At 72.4% G+C, this 21,444-nt stretch carries 18 protein-coding genes and 2 pseudogenes; 7 read left to right on the top strand and 13 right to left on the bottom strand.

The genetic code is table 11. The annotated features are described in order from the left end of the window. Positions 1 to 41 precede the first annotated feature (41 nt). On the top strand, positions 42 to 992 hold the full coding sequence (locus BOQ63_RS10490; RefSeq protein WP_030283252.1) for an alpha/beta hydrolase: 951 nt from the start codon (positions 42 to 44) through the stop codon (positions 990 to 992). A gap of 29 nt (positions 993 to 1,021) precedes the next feature. On the opposite strand, the gene BOQ63_RS10485 is transcribed toward BOQ63_RS10490, so the two are convergent. After that, positions 1,022 to 2,146, bottom strand: coding sequence for an MFS transporter (locus tag BOQ63_RS10485; protein ID WP_046386602.1), 1,125 nt, complete (start codon positions 2,144 to 2,146; stop codon positions 1,022 to 1,024). 74 nt (positions 2,147 to 2,220) lie between these two features. Next, a complete protein-coding gene (locus tag BOQ63_RS10480; protein WP_167395724.1) occupies positions 2,221 to 2,556 on the bottom strand; it encodes a hypothetical protein in 336 nt (111 codons plus the stop codon). Positions 2,557 to 2,835: 279 nt separating this feature from the next. Here BOQ63_RS10480 and fabV point away from each other — a divergent pair. Beyond that, positions 2,836 to 4,043: pseudogene (gene fabV, locus BOQ63_RS10475) on the top strand (enoyl-[acyl-carrier-protein] reductase FabV). A 117-nt stretch (positions 4,044 to 4,160) separates the two neighbouring features. Here fabV and BOQ63_RS10470 read toward each other — a convergent pair. From BOQ63_RS10470 to BOQ63_RS10460, 3 genes are all read right to left on the bottom strand, one after another. Then, on the bottom strand, positions 4,161 to 5,585 hold the full coding sequence (locus tag BOQ63_RS10470; protein WP_078939041.1) for an erythromycin esterase family protein: 1,425 nt from the start codon (positions 5,583 to 5,585) through the stop codon (positions 4,161 to 4,163). A gap of 279 nt (positions 5,586 to 5,864) precedes the next feature. Beyond that, entirely contained in the window at positions 5,865 to 7,514 is a 1,650-nt protein-coding gene (locus BOQ63_RS10465) for an amidohydrolase (RefSeq protein WP_150475801.1), read from the bottom strand. A 73-nt stretch (positions 7,515 to 7,587) separates the two neighbouring features. After that, entirely contained in the window at positions 7,588 to 8,220 is a 633-nt protein-coding gene (locus tag BOQ63_RS10460) for a TetR/AcrR family transcriptional regulator (RefSeq protein ID WP_072654129.1), read from the bottom strand. 71 nt (positions 8,221 to 8,291) lie between these two features. Between BOQ63_RS10460 and BOQ63_RS10455 the strand changes: the two genes are divergently transcribed. Then, the gene (locus BOQ63_RS10455; protein ID WP_150475800.1) at positions 8,292 to 9,806 is read left to right on the top strand and encodes a purine-cytosine permease family protein; all 1,515 of its coding nucleotides are present in this window, start codon (positions 8,292 to 8,294) and stop codon (positions 9,804 to 9,806) included. A gap of 79 nt (positions 9,807 to 9,885) precedes the next feature. After that, positions 9,886 to 11,157 carry an IS256 family transposase gene (locus BOQ63_RS10450; protein WP_072654127.1) on the top strand — a complete coding sequence of 424 codons (1,272 nt, stop codon included), beginning with the start codon at positions 9,886 to 9,888 and terminating at the stop codon, positions 11,155 to 11,157. A gap of 666 nt (positions 11,158 to 11,823) precedes the next feature. Here BOQ63_RS10450 and BOQ63_RS10445 read toward each other — a convergent pair. The 6 genes and pseudogenes from BOQ63_RS10445 to BOQ63_RS10420 all read right to left on the bottom strand — a co-directional run bounded on the left by BOQ63_RS10445 (position 11,824) and on the right by BOQ63_RS10420 (position 15,841). Beyond that, positions 11,824 to 12,141, bottom strand: a complete 318-nt coding sequence (locus tag BOQ63_RS10445) for a transposase (RefSeq protein ID WP_157846587.1) — start codon at positions 12,139 to 12,141, stop codon at positions 11,824 to 11,826. Between the two features lie 494 nt (positions 12,142 to 12,635). Beyond that, positions 12,636 to 13,559 (bottom strand): annotated as a pseudogene (locus BOQ63_RS10440) (MFS transporter); the annotation flags it as partial. Between the two features lie 36 nt (positions 13,560 to 13,595). Beyond that, positions 13,596 to 14,486, bottom strand: coding sequence for an IS3 family transposase (locus BOQ63_RS10435; RefSeq protein ID WP_150475799.1), 891 nt, complete (start codon positions 14,484 to 14,486; stop codon positions 13,596 to 13,598). After that, a complete protein-coding gene (locus BOQ63_RS10430) occupies positions 14,483 to 14,773 on the bottom strand; it encodes a transposase (RefSeq protein WP_072653749.1) in 291 nt (96 codons plus the stop codon). The genes BOQ63_RS10435 and BOQ63_RS10430 overlap by 4 nt, the downstream gene beginning before the upstream one ends. A gap of 82 nt (positions 14,774 to 14,855) precedes the next feature. Continuing rightward, the gene (locus BOQ63_RS10425) at positions 14,856 to 15,215 is read right to left on the bottom strand and encodes an MFS transporter (protein ID WP_223885892.1); all 360 of its coding nucleotides are present in this window, start codon (positions 15,213 to 15,215) and stop codon (positions 14,856 to 14,858) included. Positions 15,216 to 15,241: 26 nt separating this feature from the next. Then, positions 15,242 to 15,841: an ArsR/SmtB family transcription factor gene (locus BOQ63_RS10420; RefSeq protein WP_030283280.1), complete on the bottom strand. Its 600-nt coding sequence runs from the start codon at positions 15,839 to 15,841 to the stop codon at positions 15,242 to 15,244. Between the two features lie 171 nt (positions 15,842 to 16,012). Here BOQ63_RS10420 and BOQ63_RS10415 point away from each other — a divergent pair, with 171 nt between their 5' ends. Further along, the gene (locus tag BOQ63_RS10415; RefSeq protein ID WP_046386810.1) at positions 16,013 to 16,690 is read left to right on the top strand and encodes a DUF6461 domain-containing protein; all 678 of its coding nucleotides are present in this window, start codon (positions 16,013 to 16,015) and stop codon (positions 16,688 to 16,690) included. A gap of 240 nt (positions 16,691 to 16,930) precedes the next feature. On the opposite strand, the gene BOQ63_RS10410 is transcribed toward BOQ63_RS10415, so the two are convergent. Beyond that, on the bottom strand, positions 16,931 to 17,674 hold the full coding sequence (locus tag BOQ63_RS10410; protein WP_223885891.1) for an NUDIX domain-containing protein: 744 nt from the start codon (positions 17,672 to 17,674) through the stop codon (positions 16,931 to 16,933). A gap of 508 nt (positions 17,675 to 18,182) precedes the next feature. Here BOQ63_RS10410 and BOQ63_RS10405 point away from each other — a divergent pair. Further along, positions 18,183 to 19,751 carry an alpha/beta hydrolase gene (locus tag BOQ63_RS10405; RefSeq protein ID WP_072654125.1) on the top strand — a complete coding sequence of 523 codons (1,569 nt, stop codon included), beginning with the start codon at positions 18,183 to 18,185 and terminating at the stop codon, positions 19,749 to 19,751. 58 nt (positions 19,752 to 19,809) lie between these two features. After that, positions 19,810 to 20,448: a mycothiol-dependent nitroreductase Rv2466c family protein gene (locus BOQ63_RS10400; RefSeq protein WP_072654124.1), complete on the top strand. Its 639-nt coding sequence runs from the start codon at positions 19,810 to 19,812 to the stop codon at positions 20,446 to 20,448. A gap of 87 nt (positions 20,449 to 20,535) precedes the next feature. Here BOQ63_RS10400 and BOQ63_RS10395 read toward each other — a convergent pair whose 3' ends face one another. Further along, positions 20,536 to 21,123, bottom strand: a complete 588-nt coding sequence (locus tag BOQ63_RS10395; protein ID WP_072654123.1) for a DUF1707 SHOCT-like domain-containing protein — start codon at positions 21,121 to 21,123, stop codon at positions 20,536 to 20,538. Positions 21,124 to 21,444: the final 321 nt, after the last annotated feature.

Below are 21,444 nucleotides of genomic sequence, written 5' to 3'. Positions count from 1 at the left end.
CATATAGTGTACGGGAAGCTACTTGTGGCAGGAGTGTGCCTATGAGCAGGGAGCAGCGCATCCGGATCGACGGAATGCTACGCAGGCCGGAACCGGACGGACCCAGGACGGTCGAGGAGATCCGGGCCGGATTCCGGGAGCTGATGGCCGGGATGATCGTGCCCCACGGTCGTATCCGGACCGCCTCCACGACCCTCGGCGGCCGGCCCGCCCTGCGCGTCGAGCCGAAGTCCGGACCCGCCGAAGGCGTCGAGAGCGGCTCGGGTGCCGGGACGATCCTCTACTTCCACGGTGGCGGCTGGGTCTTCGGCTCACCCTGGACCGCCCTCTCGCTGACCGGCAACCTGGTGGCCAGGACCGGCCTCGGCGCCTACTCGGTGGACTACCGGCTGGCCCCCGAGCACCCCTTCCCGGCCGCGATCGAGGACAGCCTGAGCGCCTACCGTGACCTGCTCGACAGCGGTGAGGACCCCTCCGCCGTCGTCCTCGCGGGGGACTCGGCAGGCGGCGGCCTGGCCGTCACCCTCTGCCTCGCCGCCCGGGACGCGGGCCTTCCGATGCCCGCCGCCGTCCTGGCCTTCTCCCCGGGGCTCGACGCGACCAGGACCGGCGAGAGCATGAGGACCAAGGAGGGCGTCGACCCGATCTTCACCCGCGCGGCCCTCGAACACACCGGGGCCATGTACCTCGCCGGAGCCGACCCGCGCCAGCCGCTGCTCAGCCCGGCCGTCCACGCCGACCTCACCGGCTTCCCCCCGATGCTGATCCAGGTCGGTGCCAACGAGATGCTGCTGGACGACTCCACCCGCCTGGCCGCGCGGGCGAGGGCCGCGGGCGTGGACGTCATCCTGGACGTCACCGCCGATGTGCCGCACGTGTTCCAGGCCTTCGCCGGCGTCCTCGACGAGGCGGACGAGGCACTGGACCGGGCCGCCCTGTTTCTGCGTCAGCGGATCCGGGCCGGGGGTGCCGCGCGGGCGTCGGCCGCATAGGGGGGACGAGGCCGCGTCCGCCGCGGGGTTCAGGACTCGGTGCTCGTCCGGCGCAGCAGGTAGGCGCCGGAGGCGGCGGCGAGCAGGGCCATGCAAGCGGCGAAGACCAGGCCGGCGTGGGCCAGGCCGAGCGGGCCGGTGAGCAGACCGACGCCGATGACGGGGATCGAGATGCCGAAGTAGGCGACCACGAACAGCGCCGAGAGGACGCCGCCGCGATGCTCCGCCGGGCTCGCGTCGGCGACCTCGCCCACCGCGCCGCGCAGCCCCATGCCCTGACCGGCACCGCCCACCAGCGCGGCGAGCACCAGGAGCGCCAGAACGGCCCAGGCGAGCGAGCCCGCCAGCAGCGCCAGTCCGGCGATCAGCACCAGGCAGCCCAGCGGGATCGCCCGGGCGCTGCCCAGCCGGGGGACGAGCAGCTGGCCGATGGTGGAGGCGAAGAAGGTCGTGAACACGACGAGGCCGACGACCGCGCGGTTGTGGACGTCCAGGCCCTCGGCGAGGAAGGCCGGGCTGACCGAGGTGAACAGGCCCAGCAGGGAGAACCCGGCGAAGGCGGCGATCCCGGCCGGCAGGAACACCTGGCGCACCTCCGGCGGCAGTTCGGGCCGGTCGGGGCGGGCGGTGCGCAGCGGACGGGCCTCGGCGACCGTCTCCGGCAGCAGTAGGAGCAGCCCGAACGACACGGCGAGCAGCACCAGATGGGCCGCGAACGGCAGCAGCAGGGGATATGGCGCGTACTGGGAGAGCAGGCCGGACAGCAGCGGTCCGCAACCGAGGCCGCCCATGTTGGCGGCGGTCGCGGCGAAGCTGGCGCGCCCGCGCTTGTCCCGTGGGGCGAGCTCCAGGACGTACGCGGTCGCGGTGCCGGTGAACAGGCCCGCCGACAGGCCGGACAGCAGCCGGCCGAGGCAGAGCAGCGGCACGCTGTCCGCAGCCAGGAAGACCACGGCGCTGCAGGCCGCGCAGACCAGCCCGCCGAGCAGGACGGGACGGCGTCCGACCGCGTCGGAGATGTTCCCGACCAGCAGCAGGACGCCGATGACGGCGAAGGCGTAGACGGCGAACACGACCGTCACCGTCAGCTCGGAGAAGCCGATCCGCTCCCGGTACAGCCCGTACAGCGGGGTGGGCAGGGTGGTGCCGGCCATGCAGACGGCGAAGGTGAAGGCGGCGAGGAGGTAGCCCGTTCGGGCGAGGGCGGGCTGAGTAGTCCGATGATCGGTCACCAGCCCACGATAGGTGCGCCGTCCGGCCGCACCGCGGCACGCGGGCGAGCGCTGCGCCGACCGGCCGTACCAGGGTCGGCGCGGCCGGCAGCCCGGTCGCCGTCACCGCGGCCGTCACCGCCGCCGTCCCGCATGCCCGCGTGGAAGGCGGCCGAGTCGGTGCAGCGGTGGGGCTCGCCGTACATCAGGGCGTAGAGCCGGCACGGCGACTTCCCGTGCCTGGACACCAGCGGCGGCGTCGCCCGGTTGTTCCTGGAGAACGCGCCCTTCACGGAGGCGGGGAAGACGGCCGTCGGGTCCGGCAACTGGGAGCGGCTGACCGGGCACGTCACGGTCGGCCACCGGAGCCGACGGTCGGGCTGAGTGCGCGCCCGCCGCCGGTCGGGCTGGGCGTGTGTCCGCCGCCGGTCTGCGTCCGCCGCCGGACGTAGCCGCCTGCCCGTCGCGGTGGAAGTGGTGGAACGCGCCAAGATCGGCTCTTGATCGTTGTCCCTTGCGGGGGCCACGGGCCGCGGCCGTCCTGGCACAGACTTCCAGAGTGGCGCGGCCCGTGCGTCGGCCGCGACTTCGGCCCGGACCCAGATCCAGTTCCAGATCCAAGGACTGCCATCGTGAGCGAGCGCGTTCTCACCTCCCGTCACCGGGGCTTCCTCTTCCTCGACTCCCACCCGGCTGGCTGCGCGCGGCTGGTGGCGGACATGTGGCAGGCGTGCCCCGGCGCCGCCGAACTCCCGGAGGGGGAGGGGCCGGTGGCCCTGATCATCGGCTCCTCGGCCGGGTACGGGCTGGCGGCCACCGTGGCCGGGCTCAAGCGGGCCGGAATCCGCGGCATAGCGGTCTCCTACGAGAAGGCCCCTTCCGGGCGGCGCACCGCGACGGCCGGCTGGTACCGCACCGCGGCCACCGCGGACCTCGCCCGTGCCGCCGGTCGTGACCTGGTCTTCCTCAACGGTGACGCGTTCTCCGACCTGATGAAGGACCAGGTCGCCGAACTCATCGAGCAGCGGTTCGGCGGCCGGCTGGACTACCTGATCCACTCGGTGGCCGCGCCCCGGCGCACCGATCCGGACACCGGCACCACGTACGCCTCCGTCCTCAAGCCGATCGGCCGGGCGAACCGCACCAGGACGCTGGTCTTCGACGAACAGGGCGTTCCCGAGGTGCGGGAGGTGGAGACCGGGCCGGCGGAGGGCGACGACGTCGAGCAGACCGTGGCCGTGATGGGCGGTGCGGACTGGGAGCGCTGGATCGACCACCTGGCCGGACGGGGACTGCTCGGCGAGGGCTTCGCCACCGCCGCGCTGTCGTACATCGGTTCGCCGCTGACCGCGGCGATCTACCGGCAGGGCACCATCGGTGCGGCCAAGCTCCACCTGGAGGCCACCGCCCGAACGCTGAACGAGCGGCTGGGCAGGACGGTGGGCGGGCGGGCCGTGACCTCCGTCAACGGCGCGGCCGTCACCCAGTCCTCCACCGCCGTCCCCGGGATCGCGCTGTACACCGGGCTGCTGCGCGGCGTCCTGGGCGAGGACATGGTCCCACCGGTGCGTCAGTTCGCCTCCCTGTGGGACCAGCTCACCGGCCTGCCCCGCTCGTCCCGGACGAGGAGAGTCGGATCCGGCTGGACGGCTGGGAACTCGCCGATGACGTCCAGGCGGCCGTCGCCGAGCGCTGGGAGGCCGCCACGACCGGGACCGTCGCCGGTCTCGCCGACCTCGACTGGTTCCGTGCGGAGGTGCGGCGGCTGTACGGGTTCTCCGTGCCGGGGGTCGACTACTCCGCCGCGGTGGCGACCGACGTTCCCTGGCCCGGTCGTTGATCGCGGCGGTGAGACGTCAGGGGTCCGTGCAACAGTGAAGCCGAAGCCGCGCAGGGCGTAGCTCTGGCGGGTGGCGGGTGGCGGGTGGCGGGTGGCGGGTGGCGGGAGCGGCACTCGTCAGAGCTTCTCGGCTGCCCGGACCCGGTGGAGGTGGATGAGCACGTCGTAGCCGGCGCCCAGGGCGAGGGTGGGCAGCGGGTCGCGACTGAAGGTGGTCCCGGCGTCGTAGGTCGGGTGGGCAGTGTCCAGCCAGGTGCGGGCGGCGGGCGGAGCCTGGCGCAGGTCGAGGTAGTAGTCGCGGGGGCGGACCCGGTCCAGGAGGTACTCGTTCATGCCGAGGGTGGCCGGGGGCACCGTGGTGCTCTGCCAGTTGCCGGCGAACGGGTCGGTCCCGGTGAGGAAGGAGCCGCCGCCGAAGGTGAAGCCGATGGAGACGTAGCCGTCGCCGAGCGCGTCGCGCAGGTGGGAACCCTGGGTGGTGGGGTACAGCGCCGGGGCGCTCGACCGGTAGCCGATGTGGCCGTTGTGCGCGGAGAGCAGGACCTTGCCGCCGAGGCGGCGCTGCCACCACAGGGTGTTGTCGGCCATCGCCCGGTCGCGGAGCAGCTGCGCGGCGGTGACGGAGGGGGCGTCGTCGGCCCGCATGGTGGAGAAGGCGAAGGTCCGGGCGATGTTCCGGGCGTGCTGGACGGCCCACTCGTACTGCGCGTCGCCGTCCTTCCCGGCGGCGGTGACCAGGTCCAGCGCCTGCTGTGCGAGGTCCGCGTTGCGCTGCCGCTGGGGCAGCGGGACCCGGGTCAGGTAGCCGATGGCGTCGTCGAACGGCCGCAGGCCGGCGTACAGCTGCTCGACGCTCGACAGCGAGGCGGGCGCGGCCTTCCGCACGTAGGCGGTGACCTCGGCGAAGGGCTGCTCGCCGATCCCGGGGAAGCCGAGGTCGGTGCCCACGAAATGGACCGGGCGCTGCGGGTGGCTCCGGTTGTAGGCGCGCATCCACTCGATGAGATCGGCGAACTCCCGCCGCTGCCAGGGCGATCCGGCCAGGGTGCGGCGGACCAGCCGACGGGCGTCGCCGTCGCCCTCGGCCTCGCCCTGGACGTACGCGTCGATCAGCAGGCCGGCCGACCAACTGGCCTCCAGGGCGAAGGTGGTGAAACCCTTCTCCTCGACCAGGTAACGGAACACCCGCTGCTTCATGGTGAAGAACTCGTGCGACCCGTGGGTGGCCTCGCCGAGTCCGACCACCCGGGCGTCGCCGATCATCGCGCCCAGCGCCCGCAGGCCGCCGGCCGGGGCGTCGGGCTCGGTGGACCGCAGGGAGTGGGCGATCCGGTCCAGTTCCTCGGTCACCGTGACGGTCGGTGGGACCGTCCGGGGGCCGGGTACGGTCTGCGGGCCCGGTGCGACCTGCCGGCCCGGTGTGGCGCCGGCGGCCGCCGCCGTGGTGGCCGGGGTGAGCAGGGCGGCGGTCGCGGCGACGGCGCTGCCGGCGGTGGCGACCAGCAGGGTCCGCCGGTGGGTGGGCTTCCGGGTCACGGCCATGACGGGTACTCCTCGGCTCGTCGGTTCAACTCGTCCGGCTGAGTGGGCCGGTGAGAGAATCCTCTGCCGAGGAGGGGGTGGCGCGCGCTGGGGCGGGCCGCCCGGTTTCCCGGGGGGCTTCCCCACTCGCCCCGGGCCCCTGGGGGCACCGGGGCGGTTCCCCTGGGGCCACCTGGACGGTTGGGCGAAATGCTGGTACCGGGCCGCGCGTTGTCCGGGTGCTCCGGGGGCCGGTGTTCCCGGTGTTCCCGGTGTTCCCGGTGTTCCCGGTGTTCCGCGTCAGGAGAGCCGGTCGGCGCGGTGGGTGGGGCGGCCGTCCAGGACGGTGAGCAGGACCGGGACCTCGGCGAGTTCGGTGGCGGGAGTGGAGAGCGGGTCGGCCGCGAGGACGGTGAGGTCGGCGTGGTGACCGACGGCGATCCGGCCCGCCAGCTGCTCCTCGCCCGCCGCGAAGGCCGCGTTGACGGTCATCGCGCGCAGCGCCTCCAGGGCGGTGAGCGCCTGGCCGGGGTTGTGCGGGGGCTGGGAGAGGTCGCGGGTGGGGCGGCGGTGGCGGGCACCCGCCATGACGCCCAGCGGGGGGTAGGGGGCGATCGGCCAGTCGGAACCGAGGACGACGGTGGCACCCGCGTCCCACAGGTCACGGCAGCGCCAGGCGCGGTCGGCGCGCTCCTCGCCCAGGCGGCGGGACCAGTTGTCGGTGTGGTCGGCGCGGGTGAAGTCGCAGCAGTGGGTCGGCTGCATGGAGGCGATCACGCCCAGCCCGGCGAAGCGGCGCACCACGTCGTCCGGGACGGTCTCGATGTGCTCGATCCGGTGGCGGACGGGGCTTGGCGTGCTGTTCGTCTCGTTGGCGGCCCCGTTCGCGGTCGCCTTGGCGATGGCGTCCAGGGCGTGGCGGACGGCCGCGTCGCCGATCGCGTGGGTGGCGGTCGGCACCCCGGCCCGGTGCAGCTCCTCGATCACCTGGGTGTAGTGCGCCGGGTCGGGCCAGAAGGCGTGGGTGGACTCGCCGTGGCAGTCCGGCCGCTCCAGCCAGGCGGTGCCGTTGTCGATCGTGCCGTCCATGAACAGCTTGACACCGTCCACCCGCCACAACTCGCCGCCTCGGCCCTGCAGTTCGACCAGTTCGCGCAGCCCGTCCCGGTCCGCGCCGGGCTGGCACCAGGGGGCGACCCGCAGCCGCAGCGGCAGTTCGCCGGCCCGGTCGAGCTCGGTGTAGACGTCGAGGCTGTCGCCGCCCGCGTCCATCGCGTGGCCGCCGGTGAGGCCGCTCGCGGCCATCGCGCGCAGGGCGGCGGCCAGGCGCTCGCGGCGCTCGGCGCGGGTGGGCTGCGGGGCGGCGCGTTCCACCAGCTCGCAGGCCGCGTCCTCCAGCAGCAGGCCGGTCGGGCGGCCGTCGGCGTCGCAGACCACCTCGGCGGCCTGGGCGAAGGCGCGTGGGCCGTCGACGCCGGCCAGTTCCAGGGCGCGCGGGCTGGCGAGCATGGAGTGGGCGTCGAAGAGCTGGAGCAGCGCCGGGACGCCGTCCAGCACGGGGGAGAGGGCGGCGGCCTCGACCGGGCGGTCGCCGAAGACGTTCGGGTCCAGGCCCCAGGCGTGCAGCCAGGCGCCCCGGGCGAGGGTGCCGACCTCTGCGGCGAGGGCGTCGCGGACGGACGGCAGGTCGGTGCATCCGGAGAGGTCCAGACCATGGGTGAGCTCGGCGCCGGTGACCGGGTGCAGATGACCGTCGACCAGGCCCGGGGTGACCACGGCGCCCTTGAGGTCGATCACCGTCGTTGCGGCGCCGGCGAGTTCGCGGATCGCTCGGTCGTCGCCGAGGGCGGCGATCCGGCCGTCCACCACGGCGAGTGCCGTCTGGGGGAGGAAGCCGCCGGACGCGGGGTCGAGCAGGCGGGCGGAGAGGAGGACGAGGGAGGTGCGCACTTCGGCTCCAGCGGTGGTGCGGGGGAGGTGGGGGCCGGGAGGTGGGGGCTGGGGAGGTGGGGCTGGGAGCGGGTCAGGAGGTTGGGGCGAGGGCGCCGTCCGGCAGGCCGAGTTCGCGTTCGGCGGTGGCGGCGGCCAGCCGGGTGACGGACGGCGGGTGGTTGCCCAGACCGGTGTTGGCGTGGGAGGCGAGGCCGTCGATCACGACCAGGATCAGGACGGCCGCCAGCTGCGCGTCCTCGGTGCGGAACTGGCCCTGGTCGACGCCCGCCTGCACGACGGCGGTGAGGCGGCCCCGCCACAGCGACTCCTGGCCGAGGACCCGCTCGCGCAGGACCGGGCGGTAGCGGCTGAGGTGGCGGGCGTTGAGCCAGAGCCGGCTCATGTCGTCGTAGGCCGGGCCGGTGGTGCGGGCGAAGAACCGGGCGAGGTGGTTCAGCGGGGACCCGTCCGGCGGGTCGGCGGGCAGCAGCGTCTCCAGTTCGGCGGTGGCGGCGCTGCCGAAGGCCTCGGCGACCAGGTCCTCCACGGCCGGGAAGTAGTGGCTGATCAGGCCGGGTCTGACGTCCAGCTGCTCGGCGATCCGGCGCAGCGTGATGCACTCCAGGCCCTCGGTGAGTGCGACGGTGGCGGCGGCCTCGACGATCTCCGCCCGGCGGTCGTCGGGGGACTTCCGGATCCGTTTGCGCTGAACGCTTGACGTCATGTGCCGGATGCTATTGAGTGTGCGACCAATAAGCAAGCAGGTGGGCACGACACCCCCACGGAGGGCCCCCAATGGCGTCCACACTCCCGGACCATCCCCAGTCCGACTCCCCCGCCGGACCACCGGCCCAGCAGGCCCAGCAGGCCCCGCCGTTCTCGCCGTCCTCGCCGTCCTCGCCGTCCTCGCCGTCCTCGCCGTCCTCGGTTTCCCCGTCGGAGCAGGATCGGAGCGGCCGGGTCGAGGTCCACGGCATCGACCACATCCCGGAGGGCGAACGGCGAGGCCGCGCCCGCGAACTCTTCTCGGTCTGGGCAGCGGCCAACGTCAACTACCTGAACCTCGTCGTCGGCGGCGCCCTCGTCCTGACCGGGCTCAGCCTCTGGCAGGCCTTCGCGGTGGTCGTGGCCGGCAACCTGTTCTGGCTGAGCACCGGGCTGCTCGCCGTATCCGGCCCGGCCGCCGGGGCGCCCAGCGAGGTGATCACCCGCGCCATGTACGGCGTCCGGGGCAACCGGGTGAACAACGCCGTCACCGGGTGGATGATCTCCGTCTGCTACTTCGCGCTGAACCTCGCGGCGGCGGCCGTGGCGGCGTTCTCCCTCGCCGAGCAGGTCGGGATCACGCCGAACACCCCGATCAAGATCGTGATCGTCATCGCGATCGTGGTGGTCACCCTCACCATCAGCGTCTACGGACACGCCATGATCGTGCGGCTCTACCTCCCGATCACCCTGGCCCTCGCCGCCGCCTTCGCCGTCGTCGGGTACGCGATCCTGCGGCACGCCGACTTCGGCTGGAGCCAGCCCGAGCCGCTCACCGGCGGCGGGCTGTGGGCAGCCGTCCTGGCGGGCATCACTCTGATCGCCTCCGGTCCGCTCTCGTACACCACCAGCGCCGACTTCTCCCGCTACCTGCCGGCCACCACCTCCCCGCGCGCCGTCCTCGGATGGACCGCCCTCGGCGGGTTCCTGCCCAGCGTCGTGGTCGGTGGCCTCGGCGTGCTCGGGGCCAGCGCCGTCGACATGGCCGACCCGCAGGCCGCGCTCCAGAAGATCCTGCCCGGCTGGTTCAACCCGGTGTTCCTGCTCTCCCTGGTCATCGGAACCATCGCCGTCAACGCCCTCACCGCCTACAGCGCGGGCCTCGCCCTGCAGGCCGTCGGCATCCGCATCCGCCGCACGCTCAGCGTCCTCGTGGACGGCACGGTCGCCGTCGCGCTGACCCTCTACGCCCTGCTGGTCTCCAACTTCCTCGACACCGTCAGCAACGTGCTCCAGCTGACCGTCGTCCTCCTCGGCCCCAGCACCGCCATCTACGCCACCGACATCCTGCTCCGCCGCAACCACTACGACGGCCGGGCCCTCACCGACGAAACCCCGGGCAGCAGCCCTTTCTGGTACCGCTCTGGCATCAACCCGGCCGGCGCCCTCGCCCTGGCCGCAGGCGTAGTCACCTCCGCCCTCTGCGTCGACACCCTCTACACCGGCCCGGTAGCCGCCCTGACCGGCGTGGACCTGGCCCTACCGGTGGGGATCGTGGTGGCGGCAGCGGTGTACGCCCTGCTGATGCGGCGGACGGGTGCGTGAGAAAGTTCGTGCAAGTCCGTGATCTGGGAGGCTGGTCTGGGCCCGGCTGAGGGCTCGGGCCGGCCGGAACGGACAGGACATGGGCGAGAAGGAAGGGCCGGTCGTCGAGCCGGTCGATGAGCGGTTGGTGGACGAGGTCGTCGAGCGGTTGATGGACCGTGCCGACGCCTCGGGTGCGGCCCTGCTGGGCGAGGGCGGGCTGCTGACCCAGGTCACCCGGGCGGTGCTGGAGCGGGCCCTGGACGCGGAGATGACCGAGCACCTGGGCTACGAGAAGCATGATCCGGCTGGCCGTGGCTGGGGCAACAGCCGCAACGGGACGTCGCCGAAGACCGTGCTGACCGATGTCGGGGCGGTGACGGTCGCGGTGCCCAGAGATCGCAACGGCGAGTTCGAGCCCCGGCTGATCCCGAAGAACGCGCGGCGTCTGGCCGGCTTCAACGAGCGGATCCTGTCGCTGTACGCGCGCGGGATGTCGGTGCGCGACATCCGCTCCCACCTCGCCCGGATCTACGGTGTCGACGTCAGCGCCGACCTGATCAGCAAAGTCACCGATGCCGTGACGGACGAGCTGGCCGCCTGGCAGAACCGGCCGCTGGACGCTGTTTGGCCGATCATCTACATCGACGCCCTGTGGGTGAAAATCCGCTCCGGATCGGTGAGTTCGAAGCCCGTCTACGTGGCGGTCGGGGTGGACATGGACGGCCGCAAGGACGTCCTGGGCCTGTGGATCGGCGCCGAGGGCGAGGGCGCCACCGCCTGGATGACGGTGCTGACCGAACTGCGCAACCGAGGTGTCGAGGACGTGTGCATCGTCTGCTGCGACGGCCTGAAGGGGCTACCGGACGCGGTGACGGCCACCTGGCCGCGGGCGACGGTGCAGACCTGTGTGATCCACCTGATTCGCGCCTCGCTGCGGCTGTCCTCGGGCAGGGACCACTGCGCCCTGGTGCCGGCGCTGCGGGCGATCTACGGCGCACCGACCGAGCAGGCGGCCGAGCGGGCCCTGGACGAGCTGGCCGCTTCTGAGCTGGGCGAACGCTATCCGGCCGTGGTCCGCACCTGGAGGGCGGCCTGGGGCGAGTTCACGCCCTACCTCGCGTTCCCAGCCGCGATAAGGAAGGTCGTGTACTCCACGAACATGGTCGAGTCGATGAACTCCCGACTGCGGAAGGCCACTCGCAACCGGGGTCATTTCCCCTCGGAACAGGCCGCGTTGAAGGTGCTCTACCTCGCCGTCCGGGAGCAGATCAGTCCCAGGGCCCGCGACATCAACCACGTCGCCGCACACTGGAAGGAGGCGCTGAACCAGTTCTCGCTCTTCTTCGAGGACCGGCTCAGCATCCGATAACTACGAGGCACTTACACGAGATCGCTTACACGCCCGGGGATCGTGGTGGCGGCAGCGGTGTACGCCCTGCTGATGCGGCGGACGGCAGCGGCGCGCGAACGCGCCATGACCGACGGGGGCTGTGCGCAGGAAGTCGGCCAGCCCGACTTCCTGCGCTGGCGTGTACGCGGCGGGCTGTACTGCGGATGTGTGGTGGCTGGTTCGGCGGGTGTGGAACCGGCGGTGGTGATCGTGGTGGCTGTTGCGCCGTTTGTCCTCGTGGTGAGGCGGGCGAAATGGCCTGGCCCTGGGGGTGGGCTGGACGGGAGGTCGGTGGGCTCGAGTTCACGCGTTGGTGTGTCGTAAGGCCGGGGGTGATGGCAGTGCTGGCCAACTGGGGGCCGTCGGGGGCGGGCGCCTTCGTGGTGGCGCGCAAAGGGCCTGATGTGCGGGGGTGGTTGGGCTGTGCGCGGGAAGTCGGCGGGTCCGACTTCCCGCGTTGGCGTGTATTACGGCGGGTGTCGTCGGATGTGTCGGGCGTCGGGGGTGGCTGTTGTGGGTGTGTGTCCTGCTGATGCGGCGGGTGGCGGTGGCGCGCGAAGGCGCTTGACCGGCCGGGGGGTTGGGCCGTGCGCGGGAAGTCGGATCCGGCGACTCTGCTGGCGAAGTAGTTGCTCCAGGTCAGGCTCAGGCTGCCGTTGCGATGTCGTGTTGGGTGCAGAGTGCGTGGATGCGGGTGGGACGGCGATCTGTCTGGGCGGTGGTTGATGGCCAGCCGATGAGGACGTTCTGGAGGTGGGTTGTGGCGAGGCCCTGGTAGCGGGATCGTCGCAGGCCGGGGCCTCGGACCGCTTGGGAGACGGTGCCCTCGATGCCGGCACGGGCCTGGTAGGCCTCGCGCCACTCGGGGGTATCCTGTTCGGCCTGCACCCGTGTCCGGGCGATATGGATCGGTTCGGGATGGATCTCCAGGACCCGGCCGAGAGGGAGACACCGGTGGTGCACTGGGCGCGGATCGGGCAGGGGCAGCGGTTTGCGCGGGGGAAGGCGACGCGGAGCAGGCCGTTCTTCTTCGGCGGTATGGAGAGGACGCGCTGGGTGCGTTGTTCACCCAAATCGGCGGACGCTTACTGTCCCACAACCACCCCAACCGACTTCGCCTGCAGGTTCGACCGGCCGACTTCCCGTGCGCGGGTGTGCCCCGTACCGGGTGTGGTCGGGGTGCCGGGTGGCGGGGGCCGAGGCGCGGATTCGTGGTGATGTGCGAAAGCGCGTGACGTGTGGGGCGGGTTGGGTCATGGGTGGGGTGTCGCTGGTTGCGGCGGTGGGCGTTGTCGGGGCGTTGGTCGGTTGGGGCCGTGGCGCGGATTCGTGGTGGCTGGTCTGGCGGGTGTGGAGCTGGCGGGATTGTGGTGGCTGGTGTGCTGCACCTCCTGCTGACGCGCCGGACGGCGATGGCGTGGGTGTGATCGGGCGCGGGTCGGCTGAGGCGGCCGGGGCTATTGGGGTGTGGGGCGGGTGGCTGGCTCGGGGGTGTTGGGGGTTGGGGTGAGGGTGAGGGAGTGGATGCGGGGGATCGGGGAGGGGAGTAGCCAGAGGAGGGACAGGGTTCCTCCGAGGGCGGCTGTGATCAGGGTGGGCGTGAGTCCCAGGAGAGTGGCGAGCAGGCCTCCGGCGAGGGCGCCGATGGGGCGAGTGCCGTAGTTGACCGTGCTGTAGGCGCCGGCCACCCGGCTGCGCATGCCGTCCGGTATGACGGCGGCTTGCAGGGAGTTGAGGTTGATGTCGAACAGCATCACGCCGATTCCGGAGAGGAACTCGGCAAGCCCCAGGGCCCCCACGCGGGACCAGGTAGGACCGCTCGCACTGGCGGCGATGGCGATGGGGGCCGGGAACAGTACGGCGCCCGCCGCGATGCTGCGTCCCACGCCGATGCGTTGCGAGATCCTCGGGGCGATCATCGCGCCCGCGAGGGCTCCGGTGGATCCGATACCGAAGGCCAGCCCGATGGTCCCCGCAGAGAGACCGAGTTCCCGTTCGGCGAACAGGACGGTCAGGCCGGAACCCGCCATGAAGGTGAAGAAGTTGACGGTCGTCGCGCAGCCGAGGCTCGCCCGCAGCACCGGGTGGTGGAGGACGAAGACCAGCCCCTCCCTGGCCCGCCGCAGCAGTGAGGGCTCTGCCGCTCCTGCGGCGGGGACGGTTGGTTCGTCGCCCCGGACCGGCCCGAGCAGGGCGGCCGAGGCCAGGAAGGACAGTGCGTCGGCGACCACGGCGACCGGTGCGGTCAGGGCCTGGACGAGGGCACCGCCCACGGCAGGGCCCGCGACGAAGGAGGCGGACCGGCTGGCGCTGAGTTTGCTGTTGGCGTCGACGTAGGAGGAGCGCGGTACGAGGTGGGCGAAGAAGGGCGGGTAGGCGGTGTTTGAAGTTCCACCCTGTGGTTGGACACTCTCCGTCTACGCTGCGAGGGTGTGACCTTGCCGGTGCCGCTGGCGGGTCTCGAGTGGCGTGAGGTAGCCCCACTCGGGGTGTTTGCGTAGGCGCCTGCGGTTGTAGAAGGTCTCGATGAAAGAGAAGACCTCCGCCCGGGCGGTGGCGCGGTCGGGCCAGACCCGGGTGCCGATCTCCGCCTTCAGTACGGCGAAGAAGCTCTCGGCAGCGGCGTTATCGTAACAGGAGCCGACCCTTCCCATCGACTGCCTCATGTTTAACTTGCTTATCTCGGTGCGGAATTCACTCGACGTATATTCGCTGCCGCGGTCCGTGTGGAAGACGCAGCCGCGCTCCAGACCGCCTCGGCCGGCGGCCATCCGCAGCGCGGCCACCGGCAGTTCGGCGCGGTGGTGGTCGGCCATCGCGTAGCCGACCACCTCGCGGGTGGCCAGGTCGATGCAGGTGGCCAGGTAGAGCCAGCCCTCCTCGGTCGGCAGGAAGGTCATGTCGCCGACGAGCCGCATCCCCGGGCGGGGCGCGGTGAAGTCGCGCCCGACAAGGTCCGGGGCGAACACCGGCTTGCGGGCCTGGCGGGTCAGACCGCGGCGCCGGCGGCGGGTGACGCCCGTGATCCCGCGCTCGCGCATGATCCGTTCCACCTTCTTCCGGTTCACCGCCCGGCCCTGGCGGCGAAGTTCCGCGTGGACGCGCGGGACGCCGTAGGCGCCCCGGGAGGCGAGGTGGATCACCGCGATCTCCGCGGCGAGGAGGTCTTCGGCCCGTTCGCGGGCGCGACGGTCCTTCTCGCCGGCCCGCCAGGCGTAGAAGGAGGAACGGGCGATCCCCAGCGCCCGGCAGATCCGCTTGACGCCGAAGGCGCCGTGGTGGTCTTCAACGAAACGGAAGCGGATCACCGATTCGTCTCGGCCGCGAAATAGGCGGCCGCCTTGCGCAGGATCTCGATCGTCTTCTGCTGCTCGAGGTTCTGCCGACGAAGTCGGGCGAGCTCCTCGCGCTCGGGGCTGGTCAGGTCACCAGGCCGGCCCTCGCCCCGGTCGGTGCGGTCCTGCTTGACCCAGCCCCGCAGCCCCTCCGGGCTGACCCCCAGCTCCCGGGCGATCTCGGTGACGTTCCGGTGCGGAGAAGACCGGACGAGCGCGACCGCGTCCCTCTTGAACTCCGCCGTGTACCGCTTACTCATGTTGCCGTTGCTTCCCACCTGAAACTGCTTCCTCTGGGCTCACATGTCCCAGTCTCCAGGTGTCCAGCCCCAGGGTGGAACTTCAGTTGAAGAGCACCGCTGCCGCGCCGGTCAGCAGTGCCACCGCGTACAGGTGGGGAAGCGTCACCGTGCCCCACAGGCAGGCCGCGGGCAGGGTGAGTAGCACGCACGCGCGGACCAGATCAGCCGCGACCATCAGGCGGCGCTTGTGGGGCCGGTGGTCCACCCAGGCTCCGAGCACGATGGCGAGGAGATTCGGAGCCCAAGCGAGCGCCGTCAGCCACGCGACCTGCCCAGCCGAGGCATCCAGCGACACCACGGCGATCAGGGGTAACGCCAGCTCCGAGATCCGGTCACCGAACTGGGAGACCGATTGCCCGGCCCAGAAGCGGACGAAGCGTCCGTCCTGCCACAGGGACACCGGAGCGGCAGTGTCCGCCAAGGAGTTCACGCCGACTCACCCGCCCGCTCCTCGTCGGCCTCCGGCAGGACGTAGCGGAGCAGCCGGACACCACGGCTTCCGCTCGGCCGCTGCGCCGGGTCGCGCGTCACATAGGGCGCGAGGACGCCTTGGATCGCGTCCTCGATGGCGGCGAGTTCGTCGGGGGACACCACCACGCGGGTGTTTGCCAGCCCTGCGGGCTTGCGCCACATTGGATCGAGTTCGGGCTCTGTCTCGGTCACCCACCGGTGCGGCAGATCGGCGGAGCGGGCGAACATCTCTCGGGACAGCATCCGGGCGGCCGACTGGCCCGCTTCGTCCGCCGGCATCCCGAAGCGGAAGCCGCGCGCCACGGCCTCCCATCGCCGCTCCCGCCGGTCCGCCGCCGCCTCGGCGTCCTGGACCAGCCCGAAGCCCGCCAGGTGTCGTAGGTGCCAGCTGGTCACGGACGGGGTGGCTCCGACGTCCGGTGACAACTGCGTCGCCGTCGCCGGCCCGTGCCGTTGCAGCCGTTCGAGGATCGCCAGCCGCACCGGATGCGCCAACGCTCGCATGGCCTTCGGATCGGTGATCTCGATGTCGCCCAGGCGATTCCCGTGTTCCATATTATGAGAGTGTTCTCTCATAATACGTGAGAGTCAACTCTCAGACTTTGCGACGGCGTTGGTGGGCGGGGCGCGGCTGACCGGGTTCGGCGAGGGGTGTCGGTGATCTCCGTTAGGGTGCGGACCGGCTGCGTCTGGCCACCGCAGGGCCGGCGCGAGGGGAGGGGCGTCATGATCGGCGTCATCGGTGACGGTTCGCGCGAGGCCGAGGATCAGGACGGTGAGGGCATCCAGTGGCTGGCCGACGCGGGCGGGGAAGTGGACGGCGTGATCTTTGCGCGTGGAATCCCGCCCGAGGAACTCGCCCGCCGCATGGGCGCCGATCCGGCTGCCGCCACCGGGCCGATCAGCGGGACCGAGATCTGGGGCCTGGACATCGAGGTCTACCGCCCCGGTGACGACGGCGACGGCGTGATCCGGGTCGGTGAGACGGACGGGTGGTCCTTCGCTATCGAGTACGGGGACTCGACCGGCGGCGAACTGCTCACCGAGATAGCGCGCGGCGGCGTCGAGGTCGTCCACTTCCGGCCGATGCCGGACCAGCCGCCGGCCCTGCTCGACTACGCCCGGGACGGCGCCGTGCTGTGCGGGTTCGGCCTGGGAGAGGAGCGCTGGCGCTGGGGGCAGGAGCCCGACCTGCTCGTCCCGGAACTGGTCGCTGCGAACGTCCTGGAGGCCGACGGCGTCACCCGCTGCGCCCCCGGGGCCGTGCCGTACCCGAGCGCGTGGCAGCGGACCCTCGGTGTGGTCGGGCGGCGGTTCGGGCTGAGGCTGCCCCGGGCGGTGCTGGGCGAGCTGCGGTTGCCGGCGTACGTTGTGCGCGGCCGCCCGGGGCTGGAACTGCCCTGAGGTGAGCCGGGGCGAGAGGACGGGAGAGACGAGGGGAGAGACGAGGAGGGCGGTCATGGCAGGGCTCCTTCCCGGGCCCCACCGGCGGGGCCCCGATGACCGTCATCCTCGCCCGCCGCGCATTCCCCGCACATGTGCCGATCGGGAGGTTCCGACCTCCGGATTTCCCCCACCAGGGGTGCCGATCGGCCAGGGCAACCGCGGTGGGTCCAGCGCGACGGAAGAGCCTTGAACCGGCGGCTACCCCTCCGGATCGAGCCGCGACGGTTGCCAGCGCGCCAGGTGTTCGGCGAGGACGGTGCCCGGGTCGGCGGTGGTGGCGCGCAGCGCGACCATCGCGGCGGTGATCACGTCGCACAGCTCGCCCTGCAGGTCCGCCACGGTGGGGCTGACGCCCTTGCGCGGATTGGCGCCGAGCACGCCGAGCAGGGCCTCGGCGACCTCCCCCGCCTCCTCCTGGATCTTCACCACCTGGAGGTGCAGCAGCGACAGGCCGAGCCCGGCCCGATGGGCCGAGATATGGCGGTGGATGTCGTCGGCCACGGCCCACTCCGGGGTCCGCCCGGCGGTCAGCCGGGCTTCCAGCTGGCGCAGGTAGCCCTTGAGCGCGGGTGGCGGTTTCATCCGCTGCGCCTCGGCGAACGGGACGAGCCGCAGCTCCTGGCCCTCGCCGAGGACCAGCTCGGCCGGGTCGACGTCGACCCGGGCGTGGAAGGCGCGCCGCCGGGGACCGCGGAGGCCGGTCTCGGCCGGCACCGGGTGGAAGGGGCGCAGGCCGGGCACGTGCAGCCCGGTCTCCTCGAGCAGTTCGCGTACGGCGGCCTGGTGGGGGGTCTCGCCGGGCTCGCGGTGCCCGCCGGGGACGACCCAGTGGGCGGGCCACCGGATGTCCGGCTGATCGTCGCGCAGTTGCAGCAGCACCTCCTGCCGGCTGGTGGTGATGAAGACGTCCACGCTGACGACGCCGGGATCGTCGGTGCTCAAGGTGTCCTGCGGGTTCACATCCACTCCGGGTCCGCTCGACTCCAGGTCCGTTCCGCGAAACGACGCGACGCGACGCGACGCGACGCGACACGACACGACGCGACGCGACACGACGCGACGCGACCGGTCCGCGCTGGGCGGGCGCCCGCGGCCGTCGGCCGGCGGTAAGGCTGCCACCCGGTGGGCCGGTTGAACCCTCACCCGGTCGGCCGGTGACAGTCGGTTCGGCGCGATCCGCCCGTCCGGGGATTCCGACGGGCGTCGCCGCCCCGTGGCCCCTAGGGTCTGTGGTGCGCCGACGGTGCCGAGCGCCGGGGCGCACGCCGTCTCACCGCGCGCCGGTGCGTCCAGAACCCCCGTCCGGAAGCCCCGTCCGGAGACCCCGTCCCGAAACCCCGTCCGGGACACCCGTCCAGCAGCCCCGACCCGCCGGACCGGGGAGACCGACCCGCCGGGCCGGAGCGGCGGACCGACCCCGCCCGGCCAACCCGAGAGGTGGACCTGCCCCATGCACACCGTCGTCCGCGGCGCCGGCGCGCTCGGCCTGACCGCGCTGCTGCTCGCCCCCGTCTCCGGATGCCAGGGCGCCGACCGCTCCGTCGCCGACCCGGCGCCGACCTCCCCGGCCACCGGCCCGAGCCTCTCCGGCCTGGCCACCCAGCGGCTGGACTGGCGCCCGTGCCCGGCCCCGAGTACCGCGCAGGGCGGCGGTACCGCGCCCGCGAGCGACTGGCAGTGCGCCACCCTCAAGGCCCCGCTGGACTACGCCAAGCCGGGCGGCAGGACCATCGACCTCGCCCTGATCCGCAGCAGGGCCAAGGACGAGCAGCACCGGATCGGCTCGCTGTTCTTCAACTTCGGCGGCCCCGGCGCCTCCGGCGTGGCCACCCTGCCCGCCCTGGCCCCGGCGTACGCCTCCCTCAACACCCGCTACGACCTGGTGAGTTTCGACCCGCGCGGGGTCGGCAACAGCGCCGGGGTGAAGTGCCTGGACGACCCGGCGATGGACGCCAACGCGGCCGTCGACAGCACCCCGGACAGCCCGGGCGAGGTCATGGCCCTGGACGCCAGCAACGCGCAGTTCACCACCGCCTGCGAACACAACTCCGGCCCGGTGCTGCCGTACGTGGACACCGAGAGCGCCGCCCGGGACCTCGACCTGATGCGTCAGGTGGTCGGCGACCGGAAGCTCTTCTACTTCGGCATCAGCTACGGCACCGAACTCGGCGGGGTCTACGCGCACCTGTTCCCCCAGGAGGTCGGCCGGCTGGTCCTGGACTCGGTGGTCGACCCGACCAAGGACCCGCAGCAGAGCGCGCTCGGTCAGGCCCAGGGCTTCCAGCTCGCCCTCAACGACTTCATGAAGGCCTGCGCCACCCAGGACCCCAGCTGCCCCACCGGCCCCGGCGGAGCCGAGGGCACGGCGAAGATCACCGGCCTGTTGCAGAAGCTGTCGCAGTCGCCGCTGCCCACCAGCAGCGGCCGCAAGCTCACCGAGGGCCTGGCCATCACCGGCATCGCGGCCGGCCTGTACAGCCAGCAGACCTGGGCCGCCCTGGCCTCCGGGCTCACCGAGGCCATGCAGCAGGGCACCGGGGACACCCTGCTCCAGCTGGCCGACTCGCTGCTCGGCCGCGACCCGCAGGGGCACTACAACAACCTGAACGCGGCCAACCGGGCGATCAGCTGCGTGGACTCCCGGCAGCGCTACTCCGACCAGGACGTCGAACAGCAGCTGCCGCAGTTCCGCAACGCCTCCCCGGTGTTCGGCACCTTCACCGCCTGGGGCCTGACCGCCTGCACCGGCTGGCCCGTCCCCGGCAAGTCCGACCACCCGGACGTCTCCGCCGCGGGCGCCGCCCCGATCCTGGTGGTCGGTACCACGGGGGACCCGGCCACCCCGCTCGAGGGCGCCCGCGCGATGGCGCAGCAGCTGGGCGCGGGGGTCGGCGTCACCGTCACCCTGAACGGCGAGGGCCACGGCGGCTACAACACCGGCAACCCGTGCCTGAAGAAGACCGTGGACGCCTACCTGCTGGACGGTACGGTACCGGCCGACGGGACCACCTGCAGCTGAGAAGTGGCCCAGGGCAAGGGTCTGCGATTGGCCCTGGGGACTGGTCCAATCGCAACCTATGATCATCGACGTGAACACGCACGCGAACGAGAACGCCACCAAGGTCGACTTCTACTTCGACCCCGTCTGCCCCTTCGCCTGGATCACCTCCCGGTGGATCCTGGAGGTCGAGAAGCAGCGCGAGCTGGACCTCAACTTCCGGGTGATGAGCCTGTCCGTCCTCAACGAGGGCCGCACCGACCTGCCGGAGCGGTACCAGCGACTGATGACCACCGGCTGGGGCCCCGTCCGGGTCTGCATCGCCGCCGCCGAGCAGCACGGCGAGCACGTGCTGCGCGACCTGTACACCGAGCTCGGCACCCGCCTGCACGACCAGGACCGGGAGGCCGACGACACCGTCATCCGCGAGGCACTGGTGGCGGCCGGACTGCCCGAGGAGCTGGCCGAGGCGGCCGGTAGCACGGCGTACGACATCGCGCTGCGCAAGAGCCACCACGAGGGCATGGACCCGGTCGGCGAGGAGGTCGGCACCCCGACCATCCACGTGGACGGCGTCGCCTTCTTCGGCCCGGTGCTGAGCGCGATCCCGCGCGGCGAGGACGCGCTGCGGGTCTTCGAGGGAGTCCGGCTGCTGGCCGGTTACCCGAAGTTCTTCGAGCTCAAGCGGACCCGGACGGGGTCGCTCGACTTCTCGTGACGCCCACCGGGCGCGCCGACGCCCGTTCGGTGCGCGGGGCCCCGGCTGCCGCGTGGGGGCTCGCGCACCGCGTCGGGGCCCGTGCGATCAGTGGCGGCGCTGCTTGATCTTGATCAGCCCCGACCGGGGATGGCCGACGACGGTCACGGTCGGGGCCCCGGGCTCGGGGGCCTCGGTCGCCTTGTTGACGATGTGGCCGGTGTTGGTGCTCGACCCGTCCACCCGTACGCCCCACCCGGCCGGGACGACCAGCCGGATGTGACCCGCACCGCACGTCGCCTCGACGGTGACCTCGCGGTGCGGGCAGACGGCTTCGGTGAAGTCGATCTCGATGTGCATCATCCGGCACTCGGCGACGATCCGGGACGGTACCGTCCACCGCCCGCTCTGCCGGATGTTTGCCAGCTTGGGCTTGAGAACGAGGACGTCGTCGGCGGAGTCCGCCCCGTCGGCCGGTCGGCCGCCCAGGTCCGCCACCAGGGTGTCGAGTTCGCCGTAGGTTTTGGCCGCGTAGGCGCGGTCGAGTCGTTCCTCCAGTTCCCCGAGGTCGATCCGGCCTTCGCCCGCCGCGCTCCGCAGTCGGTCCGCCACTGCCTCGCGGTCGGCGTCCCCGGCGCGGGGTTCCACCCGTGGCTCGGGGGACGCCGGAATCGGCAGCTGGTCAGCATCGCTCATAGGAGGACTGTAGTCCCCGGTCGGGCCCGGGCTCACGCCGGTCGACGGGGGCTCAGTTCCCGTTCCGGCGCGGGTCGATGAGGGTCGCGGCGAGCGCTCGCGAGCAGCACCAGAAGGGCGGCACCGATGAGGATGCCGGTCGCGGTGAGGGAGTAGGGGGACCAGTCCGAGCCGGGTGGGACGCGCGGAGCGGCGGGACCGCGCCGGCGCGGTCATACTGACGGCGGTGACGGCGGTGCGCGTGCTGCTCGCGGGCGCGGCGACGCGGGCGCCGGAGTGGCCCCGCCGAACCGTGCGGCGCCCGTCGGCGGGCACCCCGCG

Origin of the sequence: Streptomyces viridifaciens (assembly GCF_001888885.2) — a bacterium.
In the GTDB taxonomy this organism is placed as follows: Bacteria; Actinomycetota; Actinomycetes; order Streptomycetales; family Streptomycetaceae; genus Kitasatospora; species Kitasatospora aureofaciens.
This window is presented reverse-complemented; position numbering and strand designations above follow the sequence as displayed.

Bases quoted from the DNA above. Each gene is read 5' to 3' on its own strand.
- BOQ63_RS10490 (WP_030283252.1), top strand. From the start codon at position 42: ATGAGCAGGGAGCAGCGCATCCGGATCGACGGAATGCTACGCAGGCCG.
- BOQ63_RS10485 (WP_046386602.1), bottom strand. From the start codon at position 2,146: ATGGCCGGCACCACCCTGCCCACCCCGCTGTACGGGCTGTACCGGGAG.
- BOQ63_RS10470 (WP_078939041.1), bottom strand. From the start codon at position 5,585: ATGGCCGTGACCCGGAAGCCCACCCACCGGCGGACCCTGCTGGTCGCC.
- BOQ63_RS10460 (WP_072654129.1), bottom strand. From the start codon at position 8,220: ATGACGTCAAGCGTTCAGCGCAAACGGATCCGGAAGTCCCCCGACGAC.
- BOQ63_RS10455 (WP_150475800.1), top strand. From the start codon at position 8,292: ATGGCGTCCACACTCCCGGACCATCCCCAGTCCGACTCCCCCGCCGGA.
- BOQ63_RS10450 (WP_072654127.1), top strand. From the start codon at position 9,886: ATGGGCGAGAAGGAAGGGCCGGTCGTCGAGCCGGTCGATGAGCGGTTG.
- BOQ63_RS10430 (WP_072653749.1), bottom strand. From the start codon at position 14,773: ATGAGTAAGCGGTACACGGCGGAGTTCAAGAGGGACGCGGTCGCGCTC.
- BOQ63_RS10420 (WP_030283280.1), bottom strand. From the start codon at position 15,841: ATGGAACACGGGAATCGCCTGGGCGACATCGAGATCACCGATCCGAAG.
- BOQ63_RS10415 (WP_046386810.1), top strand. From the start codon at position 16,013: ATGATCGGCGTCATCGGTGACGGTTCGCGCGAGGCCGAGGATCAGGAC.
- BOQ63_RS10405 (WP_072654125.1), top strand. From the start codon at position 18,183: ATGCACACCGTCGTCCGCGGCGCCGGCGCGCTCGGCCTGACCGCGCTG.
- BOQ63_RS10400 (WP_072654124.1), top strand. From the start codon at position 19,810: ATGATCATCGACGTGAACACGCACGCGAACGAGAACGCCACCAAGGTC.
- BOQ63_RS10395 (WP_072654123.1), bottom strand. From the start codon at position 21,123: ATGAGCGATGCTGACCAGCTGCCGATTCCGGCGTCCCCCGAGCCACGG.